At 65.2% G+C, this 26,306-nt stretch carries 26 protein-coding genes and 1 tRNA gene; 15 read left to right on the top strand and 12 right to left on the bottom strand.

The features are described 5' to 3' along the window. Positions 1–32: 32 nt before the first annotated feature. Positions 33–106: transfer RNA gene (locus tag AC3WRC_RS13180), tRNA-Cys, on the bottom strand. Between the two features lie 134 nt (positions 107–240). Between AC3WRC_RS13180 and AC3WRC_RS13175 the strand changes: the two genes are divergently transcribed. The 5 genes from AC3WRC_RS13175 (at position 241) to AC3WRC_RS13155 (ending at position 6,909) form a co-directional block, all read left to right on the top strand. Further along, entirely contained in the window at positions 241–870 is a 630-nt protein-coding gene (locus AC3WRC_RS13175; protein WP_492304139.1) for a protein-L-isoaspartate O-methyltransferase family protein, read from the top strand. Positions 871–1,010: 140 nt separating this feature from the next. After that, positions 1,011–2,546, top strand: coding sequence for a TolC family outer membrane protein (locus AC3WRC_RS13170; protein ID WP_492304138.1), 1,536 nt, complete (start codon positions 1,011–1,013; stop codon positions 2,544–2,546). A 130-nt stretch (positions 2,547–2,676) separates the two neighbouring features. Then, positions 2,677–3,282 (top strand): DUF2497 domain-containing protein, encoded by a 606-nt coding sequence (locus AC3WRC_RS13165; protein ID WP_492304137.1) that lies wholly within the window; start codon positions 2,677–2,679, stop codon positions 3,280–3,282. Between the two features lie 81 nt (positions 3,283–3,363). Next, on the top strand, positions 3,364–6,156 hold the full coding sequence (locus AC3WRC_RS13160) for a valine--tRNA ligase (RefSeq protein WP_492304136.1): 2,793 nt from the start codon (positions 3,364–3,366) through the stop codon (positions 6,154–6,156). 21 nt (positions 6,157–6,177) lie between these two features. Further along, the gene (locus tag AC3WRC_RS13155) at positions 6,178–6,909 is read left to right on the top strand and encodes a TlyA family RNA methyltransferase (RefSeq protein ID WP_492304135.1); all 732 of its coding nucleotides are present in this window, start codon (positions 6,178–6,180) and stop codon (positions 6,907–6,909) included. A gap of 124 nt (positions 6,910–7,033) precedes the next feature. Here AC3WRC_RS13155 and AC3WRC_RS13150 read toward each other — a convergent pair whose 3' ends face one another. Continuing rightward, the gene (locus tag AC3WRC_RS13150) at positions 7,034–7,696 is read right to left on the bottom strand and encodes a YMGG-like glycine zipper-containing protein (protein WP_492304134.1); all 663 of its coding nucleotides are present in this window, start codon (positions 7,694–7,696) and stop codon (positions 7,034–7,036) included. A gap of 195 nt (positions 7,697–7,891) precedes the next feature. Between AC3WRC_RS13150 and AC3WRC_RS13145 the strand changes: the two genes are divergently transcribed. Together AC3WRC_RS13145 and AC3WRC_RS13140 are read left to right on the top strand one after the other, a co-directional pair. Then, on the top strand, positions 7,892–9,136 hold the full coding sequence (locus AC3WRC_RS13145) for a class I SAM-dependent RNA methyltransferase (RefSeq protein WP_492304133.1): 1,245 nt from the start codon (positions 7,892–7,894) through the stop codon (positions 9,134–9,136). 2 nt (positions 9,137–9,138) lie between these two features. Then, the gene (locus tag AC3WRC_RS13140) at positions 9,139–9,534 is read left to right on the top strand and encodes a hypothetical protein (protein ID WP_492304132.1); all 396 of its coding nucleotides are present in this window, start codon (positions 9,139–9,141) and stop codon (positions 9,532–9,534) included. Here AC3WRC_RS13140 and AC3WRC_RS13135 read toward each other — a convergent pair. Next, positions 9,531–10,595 (bottom strand): PA0069 family radical SAM protein, encoded by a 1,065-nt coding sequence (locus AC3WRC_RS13135; protein WP_492304131.1) that lies wholly within the window; start codon positions 10,593–10,595, stop codon positions 9,531–9,533. The genes AC3WRC_RS13140 and AC3WRC_RS13135 overlap by 4 nt on opposite strands. 61 nt (positions 10,596–10,656) lie before the next feature. Next, the gene (locus tag AC3WRC_RS13130) at positions 10,657–12,147 is read right to left on the bottom strand and encodes a serine hydrolase (RefSeq protein ID WP_492304130.1); all 1,491 of its coding nucleotides are present in this window, start codon (positions 12,145–12,147) and stop codon (positions 10,657–10,659) included. A 275-nt stretch (positions 12,148–12,422) separates the two neighbouring features. Between AC3WRC_RS13130 and AC3WRC_RS13125 the strand changes: the two genes are divergently transcribed. Continuing rightward, the gene (locus tag AC3WRC_RS13125) at positions 12,423–12,914 is read left to right on the top strand and encodes a phasin family protein (protein WP_492304129.1); all 492 of its coding nucleotides are present in this window, start codon (positions 12,423–12,425) and stop codon (positions 12,912–12,914) included. A 61-nt stretch (positions 12,915–12,975) separates the two neighbouring features. Here AC3WRC_RS13125 and AC3WRC_RS13120 read toward each other — a convergent pair whose 3' ends face one another. Next, a complete protein-coding gene (locus AC3WRC_RS13120) occupies positions 12,976–13,449 on the bottom strand; it encodes a nuclear transport factor 2 family protein (RefSeq protein ID WP_492304128.1) in 474 nt (157 codons plus the stop codon). Between the two features lie 171 nt (positions 13,450–13,620). Between AC3WRC_RS13120 and clpS the strand changes: the two genes are divergently transcribed. The 3 genes from clpS to AC3WRC_RS13105 all read left to right on the top strand — a co-directional run bounded on the left by clpS (position 13,621) and on the right by AC3WRC_RS13105 (position 17,165). Beyond that, on the top strand, positions 13,621–13,950 hold the full coding sequence (gene clpS, locus AC3WRC_RS13115) for an ATP-dependent Clp protease adapter ClpS (RefSeq protein WP_017504641.1): 330 nt from the start codon (positions 13,621–13,623) through the stop codon (positions 13,948–13,950). Positions 13,951–13,963: 13 nt separating this feature from the next. Further along, positions 13,964–16,264, top strand: a complete 2,301-nt coding sequence (gene clpA / locus AC3WRC_RS13110; RefSeq protein ID WP_026108343.1) for an ATP-dependent Clp protease ATP-binding subunit ClpA — start codon at positions 13,964–13,966, stop codon at positions 16,262–16,264. 94 nt (positions 16,265–16,358) lie between these two features. Next, positions 16,359–17,165 carry a hypothetical protein gene (locus tag AC3WRC_RS13105; protein ID WP_055754787.1) on the top strand — a complete coding sequence of 269 codons (807 nt, stop codon included), beginning with the start codon at positions 16,359–16,361 and terminating at the stop codon, positions 17,163–17,165. A gap of 4 nt (positions 17,166–17,169) precedes the next feature. Here the strand turns inward: AC3WRC_RS13105 and AC3WRC_RS13100 are convergent, their stop codons facing one another. Both AC3WRC_RS13100 and AC3WRC_RS13095 read right to left on the bottom strand, forming a co-directional pair. Continuing rightward, positions 17,170–18,315, bottom strand: coding sequence for a GNAT family N-acetyltransferase (locus tag AC3WRC_RS13100; protein WP_492304196.1), 1,146 nt, complete (start codon positions 18,313–18,315; stop codon positions 17,170–17,172). After that, on the bottom strand, positions 18,312–18,770 hold the full coding sequence (locus AC3WRC_RS13095) for a RidA family protein (protein WP_017504644.1): 459 nt from the start codon (positions 18,768–18,770) through the stop codon (positions 18,312–18,314). Before AC3WRC_RS13095 ends, AC3WRC_RS13100 begins: the two co-directional genes overlap by 4 nt. Positions 18,771–18,875: 105 nt before the next feature. On the opposite strand from AC3WRC_RS13095, the gene AC3WRC_RS13090 reads away from it, so the two are divergent. Then, positions 18,876–19,772 carry a hypothetical protein gene (locus tag AC3WRC_RS13090; RefSeq protein WP_492304127.1) on the top strand — a complete coding sequence of 299 codons (897 nt, stop codon included), beginning with the start codon at positions 18,876–18,878 and terminating at the stop codon, positions 19,770–19,772. A gap of 2 nt (positions 19,773–19,774) precedes the next feature. Here AC3WRC_RS13090 and AC3WRC_RS13085 read toward each other — a convergent pair whose 3' ends face one another. From AC3WRC_RS13085 to AC3WRC_RS13075, 3 genes are read right to left on the bottom strand one after another with little or no spacing between them, the layout of a single operon-like run. Further along, positions 19,775–20,515, bottom strand: coding sequence for a polysaccharide deacetylase family protein (locus AC3WRC_RS13085; protein WP_492304126.1), 741 nt, complete (start codon positions 20,513–20,515; stop codon positions 19,775–19,777). A 36-nt stretch (positions 20,516–20,551) separates the two neighbouring features. Then, positions 20,552–21,847: a nicotinate phosphoribosyltransferase gene (locus AC3WRC_RS13080; RefSeq protein ID WP_492304125.1), complete on the bottom strand. Its 1,296-nt coding sequence runs from the start codon at positions 21,845–21,847 to the stop codon at positions 20,552–20,554. Between the two features lie 8 nt (positions 21,848–21,855). Beyond that, positions 21,856–23,124 (bottom strand): DNA polymerase IV, encoded by a 1,269-nt coding sequence (locus tag AC3WRC_RS13075; RefSeq protein ID WP_492304124.1) that lies wholly within the window; start codon positions 23,122–23,124, stop codon positions 21,856–21,858. Positions 23,125–23,230: 106 nt separating this feature from the next. Between AC3WRC_RS13075 and AC3WRC_RS13070 the strand changes: the two genes are divergently transcribed. Both AC3WRC_RS13070 and AC3WRC_RS13065 read left to right on the top strand, forming a co-directional pair. Next, the gene (locus AC3WRC_RS13070; RefSeq protein ID WP_164952723.1) at positions 23,231–23,596 is read left to right on the top strand and encodes a response regulator; all 366 of its coding nucleotides are present in this window, start codon (positions 23,231–23,233) and stop codon (positions 23,594–23,596) included. Beyond that, on the top strand, positions 23,593–24,954 hold the full coding sequence (locus tag AC3WRC_RS13065) for a PleD family two-component system response regulator (RefSeq protein ID WP_492304123.1): 1,362 nt from the start codon (positions 23,593–23,595) through the stop codon (positions 24,952–24,954). Before AC3WRC_RS13070 ends, AC3WRC_RS13065 begins: the two co-directional genes overlap by 4 nt. Before the next feature lie 75 nt (positions 24,955–25,029). Here the strand turns inward: AC3WRC_RS13065 and rpmG are convergent, their stop codons facing one another. After that, positions 25,030–25,197: a 50S ribosomal protein L33 gene (gene rpmG / locus AC3WRC_RS13060; RefSeq protein ID WP_003164451.1), complete on the bottom strand. Its 168-nt coding sequence runs from the start codon at positions 25,195–25,197 to the stop codon at positions 25,030–25,032. Between the two features lie 126 nt (positions 25,198–25,323). Between rpmG and AC3WRC_RS13055 the strand changes: the two genes are divergently transcribed. Next, a complete protein-coding gene (locus AC3WRC_RS13055) occupies positions 25,324–25,890 on the top strand; it encodes a hypothetical protein (protein ID WP_055754792.1) in 567 nt (188 codons plus the stop codon). 2 nt (positions 25,891–25,892) lie between these two features. Here AC3WRC_RS13055 and AC3WRC_RS13050 read toward each other — a convergent pair whose 3' ends face one another. Further along, entirely contained in the window at positions 25,893–26,306 is a 414-nt protein-coding gene (locus tag AC3WRC_RS13050; protein ID WP_492304122.1) for a DUF5990 family protein, read from the bottom strand.

Here is a 26,306-nt window from a genome sequence, read left to right as displayed (position 1 = left end):
CCAAGGGGCGGCCTTCGTCCGTATCATCGCGATGGAGGCCTGACCGGGAATCGAACCCGGGTGCAAGGATTTGCAGTCCTCTGCGTCACCACTCCGCCATCAGGCCGCTTTTTGTCCCCGATTTCTCGGGGGCGGTCATCGCGAGGGGCGTTCGCTATCAGATCGGATTGTCCGCTGCAACGCACGGACCTATAAGCGCGCGAGTTTTCCTCCCGGATTATCGTTGAAGGTTGCCTACAGATGGATTTCACCGCAGAGCGCAAGGCCATGGTCGACTCGCAGGTGCGAGTGAACGACGTGACGGATCGCGCGATTCACCTGGCCATGATGGCCGTGCCGCGTGAAAAGTTCTGCGCGCCTGATCGCGCCTTCGCCGCCTATTCCGAAGAATCGGTCGTGATCGCGGGCGAGCGCCGCCTGATGCCGGCGCGCGACGTCGCCAAGCTGCTGCAAGCCGCGGATGCACGCGAAGGCGAGAAGGCCCTGGCGATCGCCGCGCCCTATGCCGCCGCCGTGCTGGCCCGTATGGGTGTCAGTGTCACGGCTCAGGAGTCGGACGACGCCGTTTTCGCCGTGGTCGGCGAGGCCCTGTCCGAAGCGGGCGTCGCGACGGTCGTTGCGCCGCTGGCTCAGCCGACCGGCGAAGGATGGGATCTGATCATTTCCGAAGGCGGCGTTGAGAGCCTGCCCGATTCGTGGGGCGCGGCCCTGCGTCCCGGGGGGCGGATCGTTGTCGTCGAACGTCGCGGCGCCATCGGCAAGGCGGCCCTGTATGTTGAGACGCGTGAAGGGCTATCGCGCCGCGAACTGTTCGATTCGTCGCCTGCGGTCCTTGCCGAGCTGACGCCGGCCCCCACTTTCGCGCTGTAAGACCAAAGAGACGCGCGGTTGCGACGGAAATCCCGCTCGCAACCGTGAAGAAAACTTAACTGGCGTGTGGTTCGGTCAGGCCGCAGTTACGCTTGAGAAAACATTCGGGCGTTCTTCGGAGCGTCACGCAAGGACGGACAATGTTGAAACGCTCGCGTGTGCTGGCTTCGGCCGCTGTGGTCGCCGTGATGACCGGTCTTGGCGCGCCGGCCTGGGCCGAGACGCTGCAGGACGCCATCGCCCTGGCCTATCGGACCAATCCTAACCTGCTAGCCCAACGCGCCAACCAGCGTGCGCTGGACGAGACGGTGGTCCAGGCGCGGTCGGGCCTGCGCCCGACCATCGGCGCCTCGGCCGGCGTCGACTATACCCGCAGCGACTTCCCCGCCGTGACCCAGTTCGTCGACACGAACGGCGACGGCATACCCGATACCCAGGTCACGACCTCGTCGTCCGAAACTGAAGGCGCCAATGTCGGCGTCAGCGTCAGCCAGAATGTCTGGACTGCCGGTCGCACCTCGCGCGCCATCGACCAGGCGCGCGCCAGCGTCTTGGCCGGCCGTGAGAACCTGCGTGAGATCGAGCAGTCGGTCATGCTGTCGGTGATCCAGGCCTATGTGAACGTCACCCGTGACGTGGAAATTCTGCGTATCCGTCAGGAGAACCTGACGGTGCTGCAACGCCAGCTGGAAGAAACCAGCGCCCGCTTCGAGGTCGGCGAGATCACCCGCACCGACGTGGCCCAGGCCGAAGCCTCGCAGGCGCAGTCCGAAGCCGACTTGGCGAACGCCCAGGCCCAGTTGTCCACGTCGCGCGCCGCCTATGCCGCCGTCGTCGGCCAGTCGCCGGCCGATCTGGAAGCCGCGCCGGTCCTGCCGGAAGTTCCCGGCGACTTCGACGTCGCCATCGAGACGGCGCTGCAGCGCAATCCCGCTGTCCTGGCCGCGACCTATCAACTGCAAAGCGCCGAGGCGGCTGTCGCCGCCGCCCGTTCGGAATATCTGCCGTCGGTGCGCGCCACCGCCTCCTATGGCGGATCGACCAACGATCTGGGCGATCTGGGCGAACTGGCTGATCGCCGCAGCTTCACGGCCGGCGCCACCCTGTCCGTACCGCTGTTCACCGGCGGCCTGAACCGCTCGCGCGTCGCCCAGGCTTTGGAGCGCGCCAACGCGGCCCAGATCGGCATCGAGGGCGAGCGCCGCACGGTGCTTCAGAACGTCAGCTCGGCCTACGCCCAGGTACTGTCGACCCGCGCCACGGTCGCGGCCGGCACGGAAGCCGTTCGCGCAGCATCGGTCGCGGCCGAAGGCGTGCGCCAGGAAGCTCAGGTCGGCCTGCGCACCACGCTTGACGTGTTGAACCAGGAACTAGCGCTTCGGAATGCCCAGACTTCTGTCGCCAGCGCTCGCGCCGCTGAATATGTCGCCCGCGCCTCGCTGCTGGCCGCCATGGGCCAGTTGGAAGGCCCGGCGCTGAACCCGACGATCGAGGCCTATGATCCGGCTGCGAACTACGACCAGGTCAAGGGACGCGGCGGTTTGCCGTGGGATGGCGTGATCGAGACTCTGGACCGCGTGGCCTCGCCGCCGATCGTGACCACGCCGGACACCGCCGACGCGCCGATCGACGCTCAGCTCAAGGGCGAGGTCGTGCGCACGGCGCCGCAGAACTGACCGCGTCGAATACGGACGGAAACCGCCCGTTGATTCCGACGGGCGAAGATGCGACGACAAGGCACAGGTTTCGAGCGATCCGTCGTTCGGCGCCCACCCCTTCTACCCAGGCCTCGCCCAAGGTTGCGCCATGACCGATCAGTCCGCCCAGGAACCGACCATGGAAGAGATTCTGGCGTCGATTCGCCGGATCATCTCCGAAGACGAGGCCCCGGCCGAGACGCCGGCGGCCGCGATGCCGGAAGCCACGCCTGAGCCGGTTCCCGTGCCGATCGCGGCCGAAACCGTCTTCGCCGCCCCGGTCGAGCCGACGCCGGAACCCGCCGCCGTCGAAGACGACGTGCTGGAACTGACCGACCGCTATGAAGCGCCGGCCGAGACTATCGGCGATCTGGACGTGGTCGAGCATTCGCCCGCGCCCTATCAGCCCGAGCCTGAACCCGCGCCGGCTTACGAATCGGCTCCCGAGCCGGCCCCGGCCTATGACACCCTGGTCGGCGACAGCGCCGCCGCCAGCGCGGCCTCGGCCTTTGCGGGCCTGGCCGCCAGCTTCAAGAAGCCTGAGCCGGCTCCGTCGGCCTCGGGCGACCTGCCCTTCGTCAGCGGCAACACGGTCGAGGCCATGGTCGCCGAGATGCTGCGCCCGCTTTTGAAGGACTGGCTGGACAACAACCTGCCCGGCATTGTCCAGACGGCGGTACAAAAGGAAGTCGAACGCATCGCGCGCAGCGCCTAGCCCTTCGCTTCAGCCCAGACTAATCCGAGGGGCGGCTCCTGAAGGGGCCGCCCTTTCGCATTTTGCAAAAGACCTATTCCGATGCTTGAGAAGACCTTCGAACCCCAGGCCGCCGAGCCCCGCCTTTACGCCCAGTGGGAAGAGAGCGGCTTATTCGCGCCCCGCACCGACGGCGCCGCCGAGGCCTATTCGATCGTCATTCCGCCGCCCAACGTGACCGGCAGCCTGCACATCGGCCATGCGCTGAACAATACGCTGCAGGACATCCTGGCCCGCTATCACCGGATGAAGGGCAAGGCGGTGCTTTGGCTGCCGGGCACGGACCACGCCGGCATCGCCACCCAGATGGTGGTCGAGCGACAGCTGGCCGCCGGCGGCAATGTCGGCAGGCGCGACATGGGCCGCGACGCCTTCATCGAGAAGATCTGGGAATGGAAGGCCGAAAGCGGCGGGACCATCGTGCGTCAACTGCGCCGTCTCGGCGCATCGTGCGACTGGTCCCGAGAGCGGTTCACCCTGGACGAGGGGCTGAACGCCGCCGTCCGCAAGGTCTTCGTGCAACTGCACAAGGAAGGCCTGATCTATCGCGACAAGCGGCTGGTGAACTGGGACCCGCATTTCCAGACCGCCATCTCGGACCTGGAGGTCGAGCAGCGCGAGGTGGATGGCGCCTATTGGCATTTCGCCTATCCGTTGGCCGACGGCGTGACCTATGAACACCCCATCGCCTTCGACGAGGAGGGCGAGGCGACGGAGTGGGAGACGCGTGACTTCATAGTCGTCGCCACGACCCGGCCGGAAACCATGCTGGGCGACACCGGCGTGGCGGTGCATCCGGACGATGAGCGGTATGCGTCGATTGTTGGGAATGATGTCACCCTGCCTATCACTGGCCGTCGCATCCCCATCGTCGCGGATGAATATGCCGATCCAACAAAGGGGTCCGGCGCGGTCAAGATCACGCCGGCACATGACTTCAACGACTTCCAAGTCGGCAAGCGTGCGGGGCTGCGGTCCATCAACATTATGAACTCGTTCGGGCAAATTCTTAGCTCAGCCGATGTGACCTACCGCGAAAGCCCCGGCACCGATGCGCTGGATTACGGTTCAGAGCTGTTCCTGATCGAAAACGAAATCCCGCGCGACCTTCAGGGCCTCGACCGTTTCGCTGCGCGCAAGGCCATCGTCGCCCGCGCCGAGGAAGAGGGCTGGCTGCGCGAGATTGAGAAGACCAAACACGTCGTGCCGCACGGCGACCGCTCCGGCGTAGTCATTGAGCCGTGGCTGACCGACCAGTGGTACGTCGACGCCAAGGTCCTGGCCCAGCCTGCGCTGAAGGCGGTGGAGCAGGGCGATACGGTGTTCGAGCCCAAGTCCTACGAGAAGATCTATTTCGAATGGCTGCGCAACATCGAGCCTTGGTGCATCTCACGCCAGCTCTGGTGGGGGCACCGCATCCCGGCCTGGTATGGCCCGAACGGCGAAATCTATGTCGCCGAAACGGAAGAGGACGCCCGCGAACAGGCGATGGCGGACTATGATTCCGAGGTCGCCCTGACCCAGGACGAGGACGTTTTGGATACCTGGTTCTCCTCGGCCCTGTGGCCGTTCTCGACCATGGGCTGGCCCGAGAAGACCGAGGATCTGGAGCGGTTCTATCCGACCAGCGACCTGGTCACGGCGGCGGACATCATCTTCTTCTGGGTCGCCCGGATGATGATGATGGGCCAGCACTTTATGGGCGAGGTCCCCTTCAAGCGCGTCATCATCAATGGCCTCGTCCGCGACGAGAAGGGCCAGAAGATGAGCAAGTCCAAGGGGAACGTCATCGACCCCTTGGGCATCATCGACGAGCTGGGCGCCGACCCGCTGCGCTTCACCATGGCCATCCTGTCGGGCACGCGCGACATCAAGCTGTCGAAGCAGCGGATCGAGGGTTATCGCAATTTCGGCACCAAGCTGTGGAACGCCGCACGCTTCAGCCAGATGAACGAGGCGCGCCGGGTCGAGGGCTTCGATCCCGCCACCGTCGACCAGACGATCAACCGCTGGATCCGGGGCGAGCTGGCCAAGGCCGAACGCGCCGTGTCCGAAGCTATCGAAGGCGGACGGTTCGACGATGCGGCGGGCGCCCTCTATCGCTTCGTCTGGAATGTGTTCTGCGACTGGTATCTGGAACTGGCCAAACCGGTATTCCAGGGCGCTGATGAAGCCGCCAAGGCCGAGACGCGGGCGATGACCGCCTGGACGCTGGATCAGACGCTGAAGCTGCTGCATCCGGTCATGCCCTTCATCACCGAGGAACTGTGGGCCGAACTGGGCAAGGAGGGGCCCGCACGCGACGGCTTGTTGATCGGCGCCGAGTGGCCGGTGCTGCCGGACGCCTTCATCGACGCCTCGGCCGAAGCCGAGATCGGCTGGCTGGTCGATCTGGTCAGCGAGATTCGCGGCCTGCGCGCCGAGATGAATGTGCCGCCGTCGGCCAAGCCGCCGCTGGCCTTTGTCGCGCCCGACGCAGTGACGGCTGAGCGAATCGCCCGCCATCGCGATCTGATCCTGACCCTGGGCCGGGTGTCCGAGGTCGGCTCGGCTGACGCGGCGCCGACAGGGGCTGTGACCTTCGTGTCCGGCGGTTCGACCATCGCCTTGTCCTTGGCGGGCATCATCGATCTGACCGCCGAACGGGCCCGTCTGGAGAAGGAAATCGCCGCCTTCGACAGCGACATCGGCCATGTGAACAAGAAGCTGGGCAACCCCAACTTCGTGTCTCGCGCCGCGCCGGAAGTCGTCGACGAACAGCGCGCAAAGCTGGCCGAGGCCGAGGCGGGCAAGGTCAAGCTGCAGGCGGCGCTGGCGCGTCTGGCGTCGCTTTGACGCCTTGATGAAAGCAAGGCCGTGAAGACGCGGATTGATCAGCTTCTGGTCGCACGCGGCCTGTTCGACAGCCGCTCGCAAGCGCGCGCCGCGATCGAGGCGGGGCTGGTTCTGGCCGACGGCGTGATCGTGCGGAAGGCGTCCGAACAGTTCGCGGACGACATCGCGCTGGAGGCCCAGCCCGCCCACCCTTGGGTCGGGCGTGGCGCGCTGAAGCTGGACCACGCGCTGACCCTGTGGCCCGTCCTCGTGAAGGGCAGGGTGGCGCTGGATGTCGGCGCATCGACCGGCGGCTTTACCGAGGTTTTGCTGACCCGTGGCGCGGCGAAGGTGTTCGCCGTCGATGTCGGCTTCGGGCAGATGCACGCACGGGTGTCGTCCGATCCACGCGTAATCAATCTGGAGCGCACCGATGCGCGGGACCTTACGGAAAATCTGATCCCGCAGCCGCCCTCACTGGTCGTCTGCGACGCCAGTTTCATTAGCCTGATCAAAGTGCTTCCAGTCGCGCTCGATCTTGCAACCCCTGGCGCGGAGCTGGTCACCCTCGTCAAGCCGCAGTTCGAGGCCGATGGCCCGGGCGGCGGCAAGAAGGGCGTGATCAAGGATGCGAGGGCGCATGCGGCGGCCGTGGAGCGCGTGCGCGACTGGCTGGAAGCGTTGGGTTGGGCGGTTCAGGCGACAACCGAAAGCCCGATCACCGGCGGTGACGGCAATGTCGAGTTCCTGCTGTGGGCGAAGAAGCCGGGCTAGGGCCGTAACCCCAAAACGGGCTCAAGTAGGCCGAATGCCGATAGCCCCAAAACAAAGAGAAACCGCCGGAGGATTGCTCCTCCAGCGGCTCCGTCACGTCGTCGATCGACAGGGGGGCTGAAATTTAATCGACGACGCGATAGCGGCCGTACTGGTCGGGGCAGGTGCGGACGTAGCGGGTGTCCGTGCGACCATCCGGCAGACGGACCTGGCTTTCGGCCAGACGGCATCCGTCTGAATTCTGATAGGATTCGACCGGGCGCGAGCGGTCGTCGTAGTAGCCGCCACGGCTGTAGGCATAGTCGTCGCGACGGTCGTAGTCGTCGTAGCGATAGCCTTGGTCACCGGTGTAACGATCATCGTAATAGCCGTAGCTCGGTTGGCTGTAGCCCTGGGCGTAGTAGCCGTTCGAGCCATAACTGCTTTGATAGCTGCGGCACGCGTCCGAGCTGGACCGACCGACCTGCGACCCGACCACGGCGCCGAGCACGCCGCCCAGGATGCTGCCTTCCGTGCGACGGCCGCGTGCTGCCAGTTGCGAGCCGATGACGGCGCCCGCGCCGCCGCCGATCACCGCGCCGGCGCCGGTGCGCCCTTGGCGCTCACGCGCGCAAGGATCGTAATAGCGGCCGCTGTTGTAATCATATGAGCGGCTGTAGGCGCCGGTGCCGTAGTTCTGGCTGTAGCCGCTGCCGTAATAGTTCTGGGCCGACGCCGTGAGCGGGGCGGCCGTGACGCCGAACGCCAGGGCGGCGACGGCGGCGATCGATGTTTTCGTGAGACGCATTTTCCAACCCTCTGAGGACCGAACGGTTTCCGTCAAACCTTAACGGCAAAGCCTCGTGTCTCGTTGCACCAAGATTTACGACGGCGAAGCTGAACGGCAATTGATCGGTTCGTTCATCTTCGTTCATGTTCAGCCGGTCCGCCGCTGTGGCCCCGTGGCTTGAGCGAAAGGGGACGCCCGGCTAGAAGCCGGCCGATGGACATCTTCACCATCGACCGCGTCGGCGGCCAGGGCGACGGCGTCGCCCAGACGCCGTCCGGCCCGGTGTTCGCCGGCCTGACTTTGCCCGGCGAAACGGTGCGCGGCGTCGTCGTGGACGGGCGGCTGGAAGAGGTCGAGATCGTCAAACCCAGCCCCGACCGGATCGCACCGGTCTCGCCCCAGTATGGCGACTGTGGCGGCTGCTCGCTTCAGCATTGGTCGGAAAAGCCGTATCTGGATTGGAAGCGAGAACAGGTGCGCCTGGCCTTGGCGCGCGAGCGGATCGAGACCGAGATCGAGGCGACGGTGGCGACCCCGCCGGCCAGTCGTCGCCGCTTGGCCCTTCATGCCCGTCGCACCCAGGATGGACGGGTTGTGCTGGGTTTCAAGGCGCGCCGCTCCTGGCGGCTGGTCGAGGTGAAGGCCTGTCCGGTCGCCGATCCCCGGATCGTGGCGGCCATTCCGGCGCTGACCCAGGTCGCGGCCGCCTTTTTCGAACATCCGAAGTCCGCGCCGACCCTGCACGTCACCTGGACCCTGTCGGGGCTGGATGTCGATGTGACCGGGGTCGAACGCCGCTCGGGCGGCGGCCTGTCGGCTGACGCCCAGATGCAGGCCATTCAGGCCGCGCACCGGGCCGATCTGGCGCGCCTCAGCCTGGCGGGCGACACCCTGGTCATGGCGCGCCAGCCGAAGGTGGCGTTCGGTCCGGCGACGGTCTCCCTGCCGGCTGGCGGATTCCTGCAAGCTGTGCCCCAGGCCGAGGCGGCGATGGTTGCGCGCGCGCTGGCGGCGGTGAAGGGCGCCAAGAAGATCGCAGATCTGTTCTGCGGCGCGGGGACCTTCACCTTCCCGTTGGCCACGGTCGCGCCGGTGATCGCAGCGGACGCATCCAAGCCGGGCATCGATGCGCTGAAGGCCGCCGTCGGTTCGGCCAAAGGGATGAAGGCCATCACGGCCGAGGCGCGCGATCTGTTTCGTCGGCCTATGAATCCCTATGACCTGAAGGGATGCGACGCCATCGTGTTCGACCCGCCGCGGGCCGGCGCGATCGACCAGACGGCCCAGATCGCGGACACCAAGGCCGGCGTCGTCGTGGGCGTGTCGTGCAACCCTCAGACCTTTGCGCGTGATGCGCGGGTGCTGATCGATGCCGGTTTTACGTTGGAGACGGTGACCCCGGTGGATCAATTCCTGTGGTCCTCGCACGTCGAACTGGTGGGGGTTTTCAAACGATGACCTTGGACGACACGAGCGAAGAGGACGGCGGCGGTTTCGACGCCGACGACTGGATGCGGCTGACGCCGTTCACCGGCGCCGTGGCGACGCTGGACGACGTTCAGGCGAGACGTGCGGTGTTCGCCTTGGGCGAAACCGACGATCCGCGTCCCATCGTCATGGATTTGCCTCAGCCGGTCATCTGGTGGGAAGAGGACGGCGAACAGGCGGCCGTGGCGGTTCAGGCCGAAAGCCACCTCGGCGCCGATGGCGAGGAGATGGAAATCCTGGGTCTGATCCTGCCGGACGGGGAGGGCGCGGTGGCCCTGATGGAGGATGTCGATCTGGTCGATGACACCGATCCGACCTGGCGCGATCTGGTCACGCGCGCCATCGATCCTTCGGCGGCGGACGACTAACCAAACAACTCCAGCTGAGGCCGGGCGTCGGCCGGCACCCGGAACTGGGTTTCGTCCAACAGGTGGTGTGGCGTGTCGAGGCCGTAGCGTTTGACGGCGGCCTTGAACCGGGTTCCGATCAGTTCGGCGACAGGGCCGGTTCCCTTCATCCGCTGAGACCAGTCGGCGTCATAATCTTTGCCCCCGCGTGTCTGGCGGATCAGGGACATGACGCGCGCGGCGCGATCCGGGCGGGCGTCGGCCAGCCATTCCCGAAACAGATCCTTGATCTCAAGCGGCAGACGCAGGGTGACATACATGGCCCGCGTCGCCCCGGCCTTGGCGGCGGCTTCCAGTATGGCTTCCAGTTCGTGGTCGTTCAGACCGGGAATGACGGGGGCGAAACCGACTCCGACAGGACAACCGGCGTCCGCCAGGCGGCTGATCGCCTCCAGCCGCTTGGCGGGGGTGGAGGCGCGCGGCTCCATCGCCCGCGCCAGCCCACGATCCAGGGTGGTGATGGAGACGAAGGCCGAGGCCAGCCCCGCCTTGCCCATCGGGCCCAGAATGTCGGCATCGCGCGCGATCAACACCGACTTGGTGATGATGCTGAACGGATGCCTGAATCTTTGCATGACCTCCAGGATCGAGCGCGTCGACTTCAGATCACGTTCGACCGGCTGATAGGGGTCTGTATTGCCGCCTATGTGGATGCGCTTGCATCGGTATCGGGGTGCGAGGAACGCCTGTTCCAGCAGACTTGCGGCCTGGGGTTTGAAGAAGATCCGGCTCTCGAAATCCAGGCCCGGGGATAGGCCCATCCAGGCATGGGACGGACGGGCGTAGCAGTAGATGCAGCCATGTTCGCAACCTTTGTACGGGTTGATGGAGCGGTCGAAGCCGATGTCCGGACTGTCGTTCCGGGCAATGATGGTGCGGGCGTGTTCAGGGGTGAGGGTTGTGCGCAGTGGCGCGGCCTCGGCGTCGTCTTGCGTCCAGCCGTCATCGAACGACTGATGCTGCTCAGGCTCGTAGCGGCCGCTGACATTCGAACGCGCGCCTCTTCCCTTGGCGGTTTCCATGGGAAGGACGATGCGACATCAGATAGAACAAAGCAAGAACATTTGTTCTAGAGGTTTTAGTTCAGTCGGGGCCGATGACCATGCAGGTCACGCGACGCGCAGCCAGCGCCTCGCAGGCGGACTTTGCGCCGGTTTCGGACAGGCCGACGAAGCGCGAGCGATACCAGTCGCCGGCGGTCTGGACGTTGCGTTCGGCGGTGGCGAACTGATCGCGGAAGCGGCGATTGACCTCGGTCAGCCAGTCGGTCGCCACCTTTTCCTCGCGGAAGGCGCCGACCTGCACCGCCCAGCGACCGGCCGGCGTTCTGGGCGCGGCGCGTGTCGGTTCACGCGTTGCAGACGACGCAGAACGACGGGGCGTGGTGGACGGCGCGACAGCGGCATTGGCCGGGGCGCCGTTCAGCGAAGCGGTGACATTGCGTGGCCCGCGCGTAGCGGCGGAGGCGGCCGGCGCCGAACCGATGGGCGGCAGCGCTGCGGCGGCCCGCTGGCTGGCTGCGCGCTCCGACGGGGCAGCGGCGACGCGGGTCGGCAGGGCGGCGGGCGCCGGTGCGGCCGTATAGGCGACAGCGGTGGATTCCGCGCCGACGCCGTCCTCGTCGTCATTGACCGAAGCATAGGCGATCGGGGCGTCGGCGATCGCCGACCCGACGCCGAATCCGCGCTGCTCGAAGAAGGTCTGGGCCACCTGGATCCGCTCGCCCTGGGCGCGGCGGCGCTCGACCTCGAAGCCGGTGTCCATGAGTTCGGCGACGTGGGCGTTGCGGCTGGCGGTCGAACGGCCGCCCAGGACCACGGTGATCAGGCGTCGCCCGTCACGCACGGCCGAGGCGGCGAGGTTGTAGCCCGAGGCGTTGGTGTAGCCGGTCTTCATCCCGTCATAGCCGCGCCCTGTCGGCAGCAGGCCGTTGGTGTTGCGATAGTTGCGGCCGTTGTAGGCCCAGTCGTGAAGGCCGAAATAACTGTAGTACTGAGGGAAATCGCGCATGATCGCGCGCGCCAGAATGGCTTGGTCGCGCGCGGAGGTCACCTGACGTGCGTCCGGCAGGCCGTTTGCGGTGTAGTAGCGCGTCTGGGTCATGCCTAGCTGCGCGGCCTTCTGCGTCATCATATTGGTGAAGCGGGCTTCCGATCCGCCGATGTGCTCGCCAATGGCCAGGGCCATGTCGTTGGCGGACCGCACGGCGGTGGCGCGCATGGCGTCGTCCAGGGTGATGGTCTGGCCAGCAGCCAGGCCCAGTTTCGATGGCGGCTGGGACGCGGCGCGCGGCGAGATCGTCAGCACGTCGTTCACATTGGCCTTGCCCTGAGACAGCGCTTCGAACGTCAGATACAGCGTCATCATCTTGGTCAGGGACGCTGGATAGCGGCGGCTGTCGGCGTTTCGCGCGAACAGGACCTCGCCCGTGGCGGCGTCGATCACGATGGCGGCGTAGCGGCTGTTCTCCTGGGCCGAGTAGGCGGTCTGGGCCTCGATCGGCCTGACGTTTGCGCCCAGAACCAGCGAAAGCGCGAGGACGGCGAACAGGCCACGGCGGAGAAAAGCAATCATGGGCGGGACAACCCCTCGGTGAGCAGGGTGCGACAGGCCCCCCGGCCGTCACGAACAAACAGCTAGCATAGGAAGCGCGGGTTTCGTGGTGGTTAACCGCGCGTCAACGCAAATTTGACCGGCCGATCAAGGTTATCGCCGAACATATTGTGCATTGCACAAAACGCTTGAAAAACCTTCGCACGTGCAGCATATTGCGGGTCTGCGAGATCCTCTCGCGTCATTATTTCCGCCCTCAGGCCCGTCCCCAAGGGCCTTCTACCGGAGAGACGATCATGGCCGACGCCGCTGAAACCGTGAAGAAAACCGCCGACCAAGCCACCGCCGCCGCAACTTCGGCTGCCGCCAAGGTCAAGGCGCAAGCCGAAACCATGCAAGCCGCTGGCACCCAGGCCTTCCGTGAAGGCATCGACAAGTCGACGGCCTCGATGGCCGAGTTGAACGCGCACAGCAAGAAGACCCTGGAAGCCATGGTCGAGTCGGTCACCGTCGCCCAGAAAGGCGCCGAGGCCCTGTCGCAACAGGCGCTGGGCTTCGCCAAGTCTTCGTGGGAAGACGGCGTCGCCGCCTCCAAGGAACTGTCGACCGCCCGTTCGGTGCACGAGTTCTTCGAGCTCCAGACCGCCTGGGCCAAGAAGTCGATGGAGCGCTATGTCGCCGAGCTGACCAAGACGAACGAGATCGTCACCGCCACGGTCAACGACAGCATCAAGCCGATCAACGAGCGCGTAACCGCCTCGGTCGAAACCTTCCAGGCCGCTCGCTAATCCCGCGAACCGCCTGAAGAATCGAGAAGGCCCCGGAGTTCGCTCCGGGGCTTTTTTGCTGTCAGGGCAGGGCGGAATGGTCGTAGCTGAAGACCCGCGCCAGCTTCCACTCGGTCCCGTCCTGTTTCCACATCTGCGTGAAGCGGGCGCGTCCCACGCGCTGTTCGGGGCCATCACCCTTGCGCTCGTAGAAGACGTGCTCGCCCGTTTCGACCGCGCCGTACTTGTTGATGGGATAGACGGCCAGACCGTCCCGCAGAGCCTCGCGCCGAGTCCGCCAAGCGTCGGGCGCGCTGCGGTCCTGACAGCGCGAGGCGTATTGCGCCACGAAGCTGTCGGCGTCGGTCGCCACACGCCCGCCTCGGTCGTCGAAGAATTCGAAATCGTCGGTCAGCATGGCCCGAAGTCCGGCCGGGTCGCAGCCTTCGAAGAAGACAGCGAAAAGTTTGGCGTCGGCCGCCATGACGGCGGTTTCCAGCGGCGTAGGCTGGGCGAAGGCGGCGAGCGAAAGGGCGGCGACGAGGGCGGCGGGCATGGCGATCGGGAGCTGTTCAACTGAGGCGCTCAACCTGAGCCGTTGACCTGCTGTGATCACGTGAAATCTTTGTCAGACGCCCTTCACGAAAGCCGTGACTGGACGCCGCTTCAATTCAGGCCATCATTCCCTATCTGAGAGCCAAGACGACTCCCCGATTACGGAACACGAATGCCCATACAAAGGCCCGGTGAGACCGGCGGCGGTCAAGGAACCGCCGTCGTCACCGAAACAAAGCCGAAGCTGCAAAAGCCCTCGCTCTATCGAGTGCTGATTCTGAACGACGATTATTCGCCGATGGAATTCGTCGTCTATGTGCTGGAGCGGTTCTTCCAAAAGAGCCGGGAAGAGGCCACCCGCATCATGCTGCATGTGCATCAGCATGGCGTCGGCGTCTGCGGCGTCTTCACCTACGAAGTCGCCGAGACCAAGGTCGCGCAGGTCATCGAGACGGCGCGCCGCCACCAGCACCCTTTGCAATGCACGATGGAAAAGGACTGAGAGGAGCCTCCCTATGCCTTCATTTTCCCGTCCTCTCGAAGAAACCCTGCACCGCGCGGTGGGATACGCCAATGCGCGCAGGCATGAGTATGCGACGCTCGAGCACCTGCTGCTCGCGCTGATCGACGATCCCGATGCGACCGGCGTCATGCAGGCCTGCAACGTCGATCTGTCGGCGTTGAAAGCGGCGCTGACCCTCTATGTCGACAACGACCTGGCCGCCCTGGCCACCAGCGACGGCGAGGACGCCAAGCCGACCGCCGGCTTCCAGCGCGTGATCCAGCGCGCGGTGATCCACGTCCAGTCGTCCGGCCGCGAGGAAGTGTCCGGCGCCAACGTCCTAGTCGCCATCTTCTCCGAGCGCGAGAGCCACGCCGCCTACTTCCTGCAAGAGCAGGACATGACGCGCTATGACGCGGTCAACTTTATCGCCCACGGCATCGCCAAGAAGGCGGGCGCCAACGAGGCCCGTCCGGCCAAAGGCGCTTCGCCCGAAGAGGCCGAGGATGCTTCCGCCGTCAAACAGGGCGGCGAGGCGCTGGAAGCCTATTGCGTCGACCTCAACGAGAAGTCGCGCCAGGGCAAGGTCGATCCCCTGATCGGTCGTCAGGCCGAGGTGGATCGCTCGATCCAGATCCTGTGCCGGCGGACCAAGAACAACCCGCTTCTGGTGGGCGACCCTGGTGTCGGCAAGACCGCCATCGCCGAAGGTCTGGCCCGCAAGATCGTCAACGGCGAAGTGCCTGACGTTCTGAAGGACGCCACCATCTATTCGCTCGATATGGGCGCGTTGCTGGCCGGCACCCGCTATCGCGGCGACTTCGAGGAGCGCTTGAAGCAGGTGGTCAAGGAGTTGGAGAACCACGACAACGCCGTGCTCTTCATCGACGAGATCCACACGGTGATCGGTGCGGGCGCGACCTCGGGCGGGGCGATGGATGCCTCGAACCTGCTGAAACCGGCCCTGGCGTCCGGCACGCTGCGCTGCATGGGATCAACGACCTACAAGGAATATCGCCAGCACTTCGAAAAGGACCGCGCCCTGGTGCGTCGCTTCCAGAAGATCGACGTCAACGAGCCGACGGTCGAGGATACGGTGAAGATCCTGAAGGGCCTGAAGACCTACTACGAGCAGCACCACAAGGTCCGCTATACCGACAGCGCCGTGCGCACGGCGGTGGAGCTGTCGGCGCGCTACATGACCGACCGCAAGCTGCCGGACAAGGCGATCGATGTGATCGACGAGGCCGGGGCGTCGCAGATGCTGCTGACCGAATCCAAGCGGAAGAAGGTCATCGGTCAGAAGGAGGTCGAGGCCGTCATCGCCAAGATGGCTCGCATACCGGCCAAGTCGGTGTCCAAGTCTGACACCGAAAGCCTGCGCGAACTGGAAACCGACCTGAAGCGCGCCGTCTTCGGTCAGGAACAGGCCATCGAACAGGTGTCGGCGGCCATGAAGCTGGCGCGGGCAGGTCTTCGCGATCCGAACAAGCCGATCGGCAGCTTCCTGTTCAGCGGCCCGACCGGTGTCGGCAAGACCGAGGTCGCCAAGCAGCTCGCCGCCACATTGGGCATCGAGATGCAGCGTTTCGACATGTCGGAATATATGGAGCGCCACACGGTCAGCCGTCTGATCGGCGCGCCTCCCGGCTACGTCGGCCACGACCAGGGCGGGCTTCTGACTGACGCCGTCGATCAGCATCCGCACGCCGTCGTGCTGTTGGATGAGATCGAGAAGGCGCACCCGGATGTCTACAACATCCTGCTGCAGGTGATGGATAACGGCATGCTGACCGACGCGGTCGGCAAGAAAGTCGATTTCAGGAACGTCATCCTCATCATGACCACCAACGCCGGGGCCGCCGACAACGCGCGCGCCTCCATCGGCTTCGGCCGGGGCAAGGTCGAGGGCGAGGATGACAAGGCCATCCAGCGCCTGTTCGCGCCGGAGTTCCGCAATCGCCTGGACGCCATCGTGGCCTTCAAGCCGTTGCAGGCCGATACGATCCGTTCGGTGGTGACCAAGTTCATCCTGCAGCTGGAAGCCCAGCTGGCGGACCGCAACATCACCATCGAACTGACCGACGAAGCCGCCGACTGGCTGGCCAAGAACGGCTTCGACGAACTGTATGGCGCGCGTCCGCTGGCGCGGGTCATCCAGGACTCGATCAAGAAGCCGCTGGCCGACGACATCCTGTTCGGCCGCCTGACGCGCGGCGGACACGTCAGGGTCCAGCTGAAGGACGGCAAGATCGACTTCGACATCACGAGCGCCAGCGCGCCCGCGAAGGCCGAGGAAGAAGAGACGGCCTGATCCTTAAAAAGGTGATGGCGAAAGGCCCGGCTGGCAGCAGCCGGGCCTTTTTAATGTTTCAAGTCGCTGGCGAACTAGGCAGTGGAGGGGCGTAATGAATCTAAAGGTGTGGAGAGCCTCGGTCGTTATAATGGCGGCGTTGACCGTTTTGGTCCTCGCTATCGCCGTCTGGTTTCAAGGTTTCAGTTTCCAGGGTGACGTCATCTTTGTGGTGGCATTTGCGATCTGTCTGCTGGCTGCGGATCGCACCTACGATTGGCTTTCGAAAAGATCACCTAGCCGGATCGCCGCCTATTCGTTGGCGGCGAGTGTCTTGTTGATCTGCGCTTTCGTTCTCGCGGAACTCATGGTGCGTCTGAACTTCGACAACCGCGCCTCAGTATACCCCTGGATGACCGGTTTCGGCATGCTGGCCACCGTCTCGTGGGTAGCCTTCGATCTGATCTGGCGGGGAAGGCTCGACGCCTCCGACAAATGGGTAAAGCCCACGGCGGCAGGCTTGGCAGTTGTGACGGTGCTCGCTTCGCTTTGGGCAGCTTTCACCGTTCCCATCGTTAGATCAGAGCACGTCACTTCCGCAGACTGCGCTTTGATGGCGCAAGCGTTGAAGGAATTTTCTCCGGAGGGCGTCACTGGAGGAATGCGGTTGGAGGCAAGGGCGAAATGCGATTGGCGTTCTTTAGGGCTGCCTGAGCCGCGTCGCCATCAGAGCGATATGACCGGCGAATTTCATCCTTGGTTTTCCGTCGAGCCTCCGACCTATTCTCTTTCGAGAACACGGGCCGCGCTGTCGGTCGGTCAGGAATGGGTCATGTTGGGCGGTGGTGGCCAGACTTGCTTCTATTCCCGGACGCTCAACGGGTGGCGGCAGGATCGTTGCGAAACCAGCTGGATCAGCTGACGACTTACGCCTGCTTGTAGGGCGAGAGTTCCTCGGTCATCGCCCGAATCTCCGCCGCGACGGCCGGGCGTTCGCCGTCCAGATAACGGGCGACGGGATCGCGCAGGGCGGGGTCGGCGATGAAGTGGGCGGAATAGACGGGGGAGGGCAGGTAGCCGCGCGCGATCTTGTGGTCGCCTTGGGCCCCGGCTTCGACGCGGGACAGGCCACGCGAAATGGCGAATTCGATAGCCTTATAGTAGCAAAGCTCGAAATGCAGGAACGGCACGTCTTCCAGCGTGCCCCACTGGCGGCCGTAAAGCGCGTCGCGGCCAATGAAGTTCAGGGCGCCGGCAATGGGCGTCTCATCCCGAAACGCCATCACCAGAGCGATCCGGTCGGCCATGCTGGCCCCGATGCGACTGAAGAAGTCGCGCGTCAGATAGGGTCGGCCCCATTTGCGCGAGCCGGTATCCATGTAGAAGGCAAAGAAGGCGTCCCAGTGGGCCTTGGTGATGTCGGCACCGGTGAGGACGCGGATATCCAGATCGGCCTGAGCGTCGCGGCGCTCGCGCTTAATGGTCTTGCGGCGGTTGGCCGACAGGGCGGCCAGGAAATCGTCGAAGGTCCGATAGCCGTTATTGCGCCAGATGAACTGGATGTCCTGGCGCGGCAGCAGGTCCGCCTCGGTAATGGCCGACCATTCCGGCTCGGTCGGGAAGTTGACGTGCAGAGACGAGACGCCCAGCCGTTCGACCAAGGTCACCGCCCCCTGGATCAGGGCCTGACGCACCGTCGCGGCGTCGGTCTCGGGATGGTTCAGGAAGCGCGGGCCGGTCGCGGGCGTAAAGGGCACGGCGCCCAGCAGCTTGGGATAATACCGGCCGCCGGCCCGTTCGTAAGCGTCGGCCCAGCTGTGGTCGAAGACATATTCGCCCTGGCTGTTGCCCTTCAGATAGAGGGGCATGACGCCCAATACCGCGTTGTCTTCACCCCTCAGAGCCAGGTGGCGTGGGGCCCAGCCCTGGCGCGGCGCGGCGCTGCCCGAGGCCTCGCACGCGTGCAGAAAATCATAGGAGACAAAGGGATCGCCGGTGGGCAGGGCGCACGCGTCCCAGGCCTCTCGGCCGATGTCGGCGATCCCTTCGTGAACCGAGATCTGAAAGATCAGCGGATCTCCACGATCGCATCGATCTCGACGGCGAACCCGAGCGGCAGCTTGTACACGCCGACGGCCGAGCGGGCGTGCTTGCCAGCGTCGCCGAAGACCTCGACCATCATGTCCGAGCAGCCGTTGATGACGGCGGGAATGGCGGTGAAGTCGGGACCGGCCTGAACGAAGCCGCCCAACTTGACGATGCGGACCACCCGGTCCAGATCGCCATCGCAGGCGGCCTTGATCTGGGCGATCAGGTTCAGACCGCACAGACGCGCGGCTTCCAGCGCCTGCTCCGGCGTCACGTCCACGCCGACCGTGCCCTTGATCCCGCCGTTCGCGTCGTTCGACAGCTGACCCGAGATGGTGACCTGATTGCCCGAGCGGACATAAGAGACATAGCTAGCCACCGGCTTGGCGGGTTCCGGCAGGGTGAGGCCGAGTTCGGCGATGCGGGCTTCGATGCTCATGGGGGCTCCTGTTTATCTGGGCGCGGTTTAGCGCGGGGCAAGGGCGGCGTCACCCGTTCGGCGCGCTTTAAAGGTTCGCCAACCGCGCCGTGTCATGGTGCGATCATGGATATGCATCTGACCCCCAACGTCGCCGCCTTCCATGCCGTGCTGGCGCGGTTGTCTCCCGGCGACCGCGCGCGTGTGGACGCCGCCGTAATCCCGGCCGCGCAAAAAGCCGCCGAGACCGCGCCGCATTGGGACTTCGAAATGCCGGCCAAGGCGGTGGATGCGCTGTTGGGCGCTGATGCATCGGACGATGTGCGTCGGGGTTTGGTTGCTGCCTGGGCGCTGCAACTGCCCGACCGTTCAGCGGCGATGAACCTGCCGGCCGAGGTCATGGCCCTCTATCCCTACTGGATCGAACAGTTGGCGGGTTTTCTGGACAAGGCCGAGGGCGACTACGTTTTTGACCACTGGTCCAAGGACGTGCGCTTCACCCTGGCGCTCAGCGTGCCGGGCGCGAAAAGTCAGGTGATCGACCTGTCGTCGCCGGTCGGGCCGGGCCAGATCGTCAAACACGTTCGCGACGGCTGGGGCCTCAAGCCGCTGTTCCGCTATCTGGCGGCGGGCGCCAAGCGCGAGCCTTGGCTGGAGGTTCATACCGAAAGCCGCTGGCTGAGGGGCTTCAACGAGGATGGCTGGAACGAGGCCTGGGCCACGGCGGCGGAGCTGTGCCGCGCGCGGCCCGAACTGGCCGGCATGATCGGCTCTAGCTGGTTCTACGACCCACCCCTGACCGAGATCAGCCCCCGCCTAGCCCACCTGCGCCTGAACCCGCTGAAGGGCGGCGCCTTCATGGTCCATCAAGGACCCGGCGAGATCCATACCGAACGGGCGGCGACGGCGTCGGCGTCGCGCAAGGCGCTGATCGATAGCGGCGAATACACCGCCCGGTCCTGGCTGATGATCTGGCCCCGCAAGGAGCTGATCGCCTGGGCGGATCGGCGTAACGCCGCCTGATTTCAGGCTGTCGCCATCCGCCACGCCGCCGCGACCGGCTGAATGTCCAAGTCGGCCGCCCTGGCCAGTCGGATCAATCGATCGATGTCCTCTGGACGGCAACCATACGGCGTCGGCGCGTCGCTGACGTCGTGGCCGTAGGCGATCAGCCAGCCTTTGGATGAAGCCGTCGTCGCCACAAGCGCCTCCAGGTCGTAGCCGGGCAGGCGACGGCTCTCCAGGCCGATGGCCTGCAGCAGATTGCGATCCGAACGCCCGGCATTGACCCCGTCGCGTACGCCGCGCCCGCACAGGAAGCGTTTGTCGATCACCGGCTTGGACCGCAGGGCGCAATCGCCGAAGGGATAGGCGAAGGTCTGCATTTCGTATCCGTCCAGCCGCTCGGCCACCCACGCGGCGTTGCGGGCCAGGCTGGCGTCCAATTCGGCCGGCGACAGGGTCAGGGTCGAGATATGCTCATAGGTGTGGCATCCGACTTCGTGCCCGGCCTCAAGGAGGGCTTGCAGGTGCTCCACCTCAAACTGGGGCAGGTTTAGATTGCGACCGCCCGACAGTCCGCCGCAGACATAGTAGGTCGCCTTGACCCCGTGCTGGGCCAGGATCGGTCCTGCCTCGGTCCAGGCCGATGCCGGAATGTCGTCGAACGACAGGCTGAGGACGCCGCGCGCGGGCTGCACCGTGGCGGGACGGACGTCGAGATAGCGGCCGGCGCGGCGGCGCATCTTGTCGAAAAAGGCGCTCATGGCCGCCTTTTCGCACGACGGGCTTAAGGCCGGGTTTCAGACCGTGACGGGTTGGACGGTCAGGCCGCGCACGCCGAAGACACGGCGATAGCGTTCGATCTCGACGGGATCGCCGACCGCTTTCGCCGGATTGTCCGACAGTTTGACGGCGGGACGACCGCCGGCCTCGACCACCTTGCAGACCAGGGAGATCGGCTCCAGTTCGGGCGCGAAAACGGGCGAACAGTCGCGGAAATCATTGGTCAGATTGGTGCCCCAGCCGAAGCTGAGACGGGCGCGACCATGGAAATGGGCGTGGGTCGCCTCGATCCCGTCGATGTCCATGCCGTCCGAGAAGATTAGCAGCTTCTCCTTAGGGTCTCGCCCATGCGCGCGCCACCAGTCGATCAGGCGCTCGCCGGCAGGGATGGGCGGGGCCGAGTCAGGATGGAAACCAGTCCAGTCCGCCACCCAATCGGGCGCCTGCTCCAGAAACGCTTCGGTGCCGAATGCGTCGGGCAGGACGATCAGCAGATTGCCCGCATAGTGCCTGCGCCATTCGTCCAGCACCGCATACGGCACCTGGGCCAACGCTGCGTCGTCAGGCGCCAGGGCCGCCAGAACCATCGGCAGTTCGTGGCCGTTGGTGCCGATGGCTTCGAGATCGTTCTCCATGGCGTGCAGGACGTTGGACGTGCCGATGAAGGATTTGCCCAGCCCCTCCTTTAACGCCTGAATGCACCAGCGTTGCCACAGGAAGCCGTGCCGTCTGCGGGTGCCGAAGTCCGACAGGGCCAGATCGGGGAGGGTGCGCAGCCGCTCCACCTTGGACCACAGCCGCGTCTTGGCGCGCGAATACAGGATGTCCAGTTCGAACCGCCCCAGCCGCCGCATCCCGACGCGGCAGCGCAGCTCGTTCAGGATCGCCAGCGCCGGGATTTCCCACAGCGTCACCTCGGCCCAGGCGCCCGAGAAGGTCAGCACATACTGCCCGTCCTGAACCGACAGATCACAGTCCGGCAGGCGATAGTCGGTCAGCCAGGCGATGAAGTCGGGCGAGAAGATTTGCTTCACGCCATAGAAGCTGTTGCCCGCAAGCCAGACCAGCTCCTTGTTAGTGAAGCGTAAAGTGCGGGCGTGATCCAGCTGTTCGCGCAAGGCGTCGATATCGATCTCGTCGGCCAGACGCACAGCCTTGGTGCGGTTGATGACCTGGAAGACGACCGGCACGTCGCGATGCTCGCGCCAGATCATCTGCAGCATCAGCAGCTTGTAGAAGTCTGTGTCCAGCAGACTGCGGACGATCGGGTCCAGGCGAAAGCCATGGTCATAGGCGCGTTTAGCGAGATCCATGCCCTGTCCTACGGCTTCAGCGCACGGCCCGCCACCACTGCGTCCTTGCCGAACTTTTCGCGCAGCACGTCGATGGCACGCTCTGTCTTCAAGGCGCGCGTCTCACTGGTCTGGAACAGGCCGGCGGGCGCGTCCTCCGCGTCCTGCACGTCCGCCATACCGATACCGATCAGACGATAGGGGCGGCCCAGCTCCGGCTTTAGCAGATCGCGCCCCGCAGCGAACAAGGCGCGCGCCGTCTGCACCGGATCGGGCAGGGTGACGCGTCGGGTCACGATCTTGAAGTCGGTGCGGCGCAGCTTGAGCACCAGCACCCGGCTGGCGACCCCGTCGCGCCGGGCTTTGGACGCCAGCTTCTCGCACAGGGGCCACAGCTCGGCCTCCAGCGCCTCGGCCGAGGTCAGGTCTTCGTTGAAGGTGGTTTCGGCGCTCATACCCTTGCGGTCGCGCTCAGGGTTCACGGCGCGGGCGTCGCGGGCGTGCGCCAGATCGTGCAGGCGCAGACCGGATTCGCCGTAGCGTTTGATTAAATCGCGAACGTCGGCCCGCGCTAGATCGCCGATGGTCGAATAGCCGTCGCTGCGCAAAGCCTTGCCAAACACAGGCCCGACGCCGGGCAGGGCGGTGACGGGGCGAGGCGCGAGCAGGGCCTGGGCGTTGACGGCCCCGACGACGGAGAAACCGCGCGGCTTGTCCATCTCCGACGCCATCTTGGCCAGGAAGCGGTTGGGCGCCAGGCCGATGGAGACGGTCAGGCCGGTCTCCTCCTCGATCTGTTTCTGAAAGCGGATCAGCTGCAGCGCCGGCGGGCCGCCGTTAAGCCGCTCTGTGCCCGACAGATCGACCCAGGCCTCATCCAGCGACAACGGCTGGATCAAGGGCGTCAGCTGTCCCAACGCCCCCAGAATGCGCTGCGATTCGAAGACGTATTTGGTGAAGTCCGGCCTGATCACAACGGCTTCGGGACAGGCCTTCAGCGCCTTGAACATGGGCATGGCGGAGCCGACGCCGTACTGGCGCGCGACATAGCAGGCGGTGGAGACCACGCCGCGCTTTCCGCCGCCGACGATCACCGGCTTGTCGCGCAACTCTGGCCGGTCGCGCTTCTCCACCGAGGCGTAGAAGGCGTCGCAGTCCATGTGGGCGATCGACAGCTGGTCCAGTTCGGCGTCTGAGACCACGCGCCGCGACCCGCACGCCGGACAGCGGTTCTCGTGCGGCCCGGCGGGATCTTCGCCGGTCCACAAGCAGTCGCGACAGATGGCCTTGATGGCCACGCTTAAGGTCTCCGTAAGGTTGGCTTCACCCCAACTTAAGACTGGGCGCCTACGAATGCGACCAACGAGGCGTCCCGCGTTCGAGGGGCGCGCAGGTCAGGTGATGATGTCCAAGAAAGTCCTCATCGTCGAGGATAACGAGCTGAACATGAAGCTTTTTCATGATCTGCTCGATTCCCAGGGCTATGAGACCCTGCAGACCCGCGAGGGTTTGCAGGCGCTCGCCTTGGCGCGCGCCCATCATCCCGACCTGATCCTGATGGATATCCAGTTGCCGGAAATTTCGGGCCTGGAGGTCACCAAATGGCTGAAGGACGACGAGGAGCTGAACCACATCCCCGTCATCGCCGTCACCGCCTTCGCCATGAAGGGCGATGAGGAGCGGATTCGTCAGGGCGGGTGTGAGGCCTATATCTCCAAGCCAATCTCGGTGATGCACTTCCTTGAAACCATCCGGCAGCACCTCGGATGAGCGCCCGTATCCTCGTCGTCGACGATGTGGACGTGAACGTCCGCCTGCTCGAAGCCAAGCTGACCATCGAATATTACGATGTGCTGACCTGCAACGACGGCGCGTCGGCCCTGGCCATCGCCGCCGAACATCAGCCAGACCTGATTCTGCTCGACGTCATGATGCCCGGTATGGACGGGTTCGAGACGTGCCGACGGCTGAAGGCCCAGGCCGAGACGCGCCATATTCCCGTCGTGCTGGTCACGGCGCTGGACGGGCGCGAGGATCGGATCAAGGGGCTTGAGGCCGGCGCCGACGATTTCCTGACCAAGCCCATCGACGACGTCATCCTGTTCGCGCGGGTCAAGTCGCTGACGCGGCTGAAGCACGTCATGGACGAACTCCGCGAGCGTGAAGAAAGCGGCCGTCGCCTGGGCGTCGATTCGGACAATGCCGCGCGGCTGCGTAGCGAGGGCGGGCGCGTTCTGATCGTCGACGACGACCAGCGTCAGGCCGAGAAGATCGCCCAGGAACTGGGCGGCGAACATCGCGTCGCCATCGAAACCGATCCCGAGGCGGCGCTGGTCGCGGCCAAGGGCGCGCTGGACCTGATCATCGTCAACGTCGCCGCCGCCAGCTTCGACGGTCTGCGGATCGTCGCCCAGGCCAAGTCGGGTGATGCGCGCCGCGCGCCGATTCTGGCCATCGTGGAGCCGACCGAACGGCCGCGCATGATCAAGGCGCTGGAACTGGGCGCCGCAGACATCCTGCCGCGCCCTGTCGATACCGAAGAACTGTCGGCGCGGGTTCGCACCCAGATCCGTCGCAAACGCTACACCGACTTCCTGCGCCAGAAGCTGGACAGCAGCATGGAAATGGCCGTCACCGACGCCCTGACCGGCCTGCACAACCGGCGCTACATGACCGGCCAGTTGCAGGCGCTGGTGGGTCGTGCGGCCCAGGGTGGGGCCCAGGTGGCCGTGCTGGTTCTGGACATCGACCACTTCAAGTCCGTCAACGACAGCTTCGGCCACGACGCTGGTGATGAGGTGCTGGTGGAGTTCGCCGTGCGCCTGGCCACCAATGTCCGGGCTGTGGACCTGCCTTGCCGCATGGGCGGCGAGGAGTTCGTGGTGGTCATGCCGGGCGCCAGTCTGGAAGACGCCGGCCGTGTCGCCGAACGGATTCGCCGCGACATCGCCTCCGCGCCGTTCCGCGTCATGGGCGGCAAGGAGCAGATCACCATCACCATCTCGATCGGCGTGGCCGCTACGACCGGCGACGGCGACACGCCCGAAGGCCTGCTGAAGCGCGCCGACGAGGGGGTCTATGAGGCCAAGGCCGCCGGTCGCAACCGGGTCATCGCCAAGGCGGCGTGACTCGGGCGTCCAGACAACGAAAAACGCCCGGCTGGAGACCAGCCGGGCGTTTTCAATTCTCAGCGGATCAAGGACTTACTTGATCTTGCCTTCCTTGAACTCGACATGCTTGCGCACGACAGGGTCGTACTTCTTGACGACCATTTTCTCGGTCATGGTGCGGGCGTTCTTCTTGGTGACATAGAAGAAGCCGGTGTCGGCCGTGGAGTTCAGGCGGATCTTGATGGAAGCCGGTTTGGCCATCGGAATTACCTCTGCGACGGCGAAAGCCGCTTAAAATAAGAGGCGCGGAACATACTCAGGATCGACCCAAAGTCAACGGGCGCGATGCCACGTTGATGAGGCGGAACGCACATATAGTCTGACCGCATGAAAATCGCATCCCTGCTGGCCGCTGCGGCCCTGATGGCCTTGTCATGCGTCGGCGTTGCAACGGCCGATCCGGCTCAGTCCCAGGACGATTTCCTGGCGCGCTTGAACGCCCTGTGTGGCCAACGATTCGAAGGGCGTGTCGTCACCACCGACGCCGCCGACGCCAGGTTCGCCAGCGAGCGGCTGGTCATGCAGGTCCGCGACTGTTCGCCGGACGAGGTGCGTATTCCCTTCGCCGTGGGGTCGGATCGTTCGCGCACCTGGGTCGTGACCAAGACCGACACGGGCCTTCGGCTGAAGCACGATCACCGACATGCGGACGGCACGACCGACGTGCTGCATTGGTATGGCGGCGATACGGTCAACGCCGGCACGGCCGAGCGTCAGGAATTCCCGGTCGACGCCGAATCGATCGCCCTGTTCAACGAAAACGACGCGGCGGTCTCGACCACCAATACCTGGGCGATGGAGGTTCACCCCGACCGGATGTTCGCCTACGAACTGCGACGTCCCAACCGGCATTTCCGCGTGGAGTTCGACCTGACCAAGCCGATGGCCGACTAGGGTCAGACTTCGCGCCAGGTCCGGATCGGCCGCACGGTGGCGCAGGCGGGACCGCCGTCCTTGGCGCGGCCGGGCAGGACGACTTCCAGCACCTCGCCTTGGCGCGCCTGGGCCAGCAGATCGGCGGGAATGTCGTGGACGTCGATCTTGGCGCGTCGGCTCCATTCGCTGGCGTGCTGGCCTGCCGACGTGCCGATCGCGACATAGACGAACCGCCGCGTAGCGCCCTCGCGCCGCACGAAGGGGCCGGTCAGGCGCCCATCCTCGGACAAAGTGACGGGCGCGTCGAAGCTGATCGGGCCGTCTGCGGCGATGCGCGGCTCGACCGGTATGTTCGCCTTGTCCTGCAGGCTGTAGGCGACGCCCGCGACCGGATCGGCGATCGTCAGGCGCAGGGTGATCGTCGTTCCGGCCAT

This window comes from Brevundimonas sp. EU05-FHT14B07 (assembly GCF_058790795.1).
This window is presented reverse-complemented; position numbering and strand designations above follow the sequence as displayed.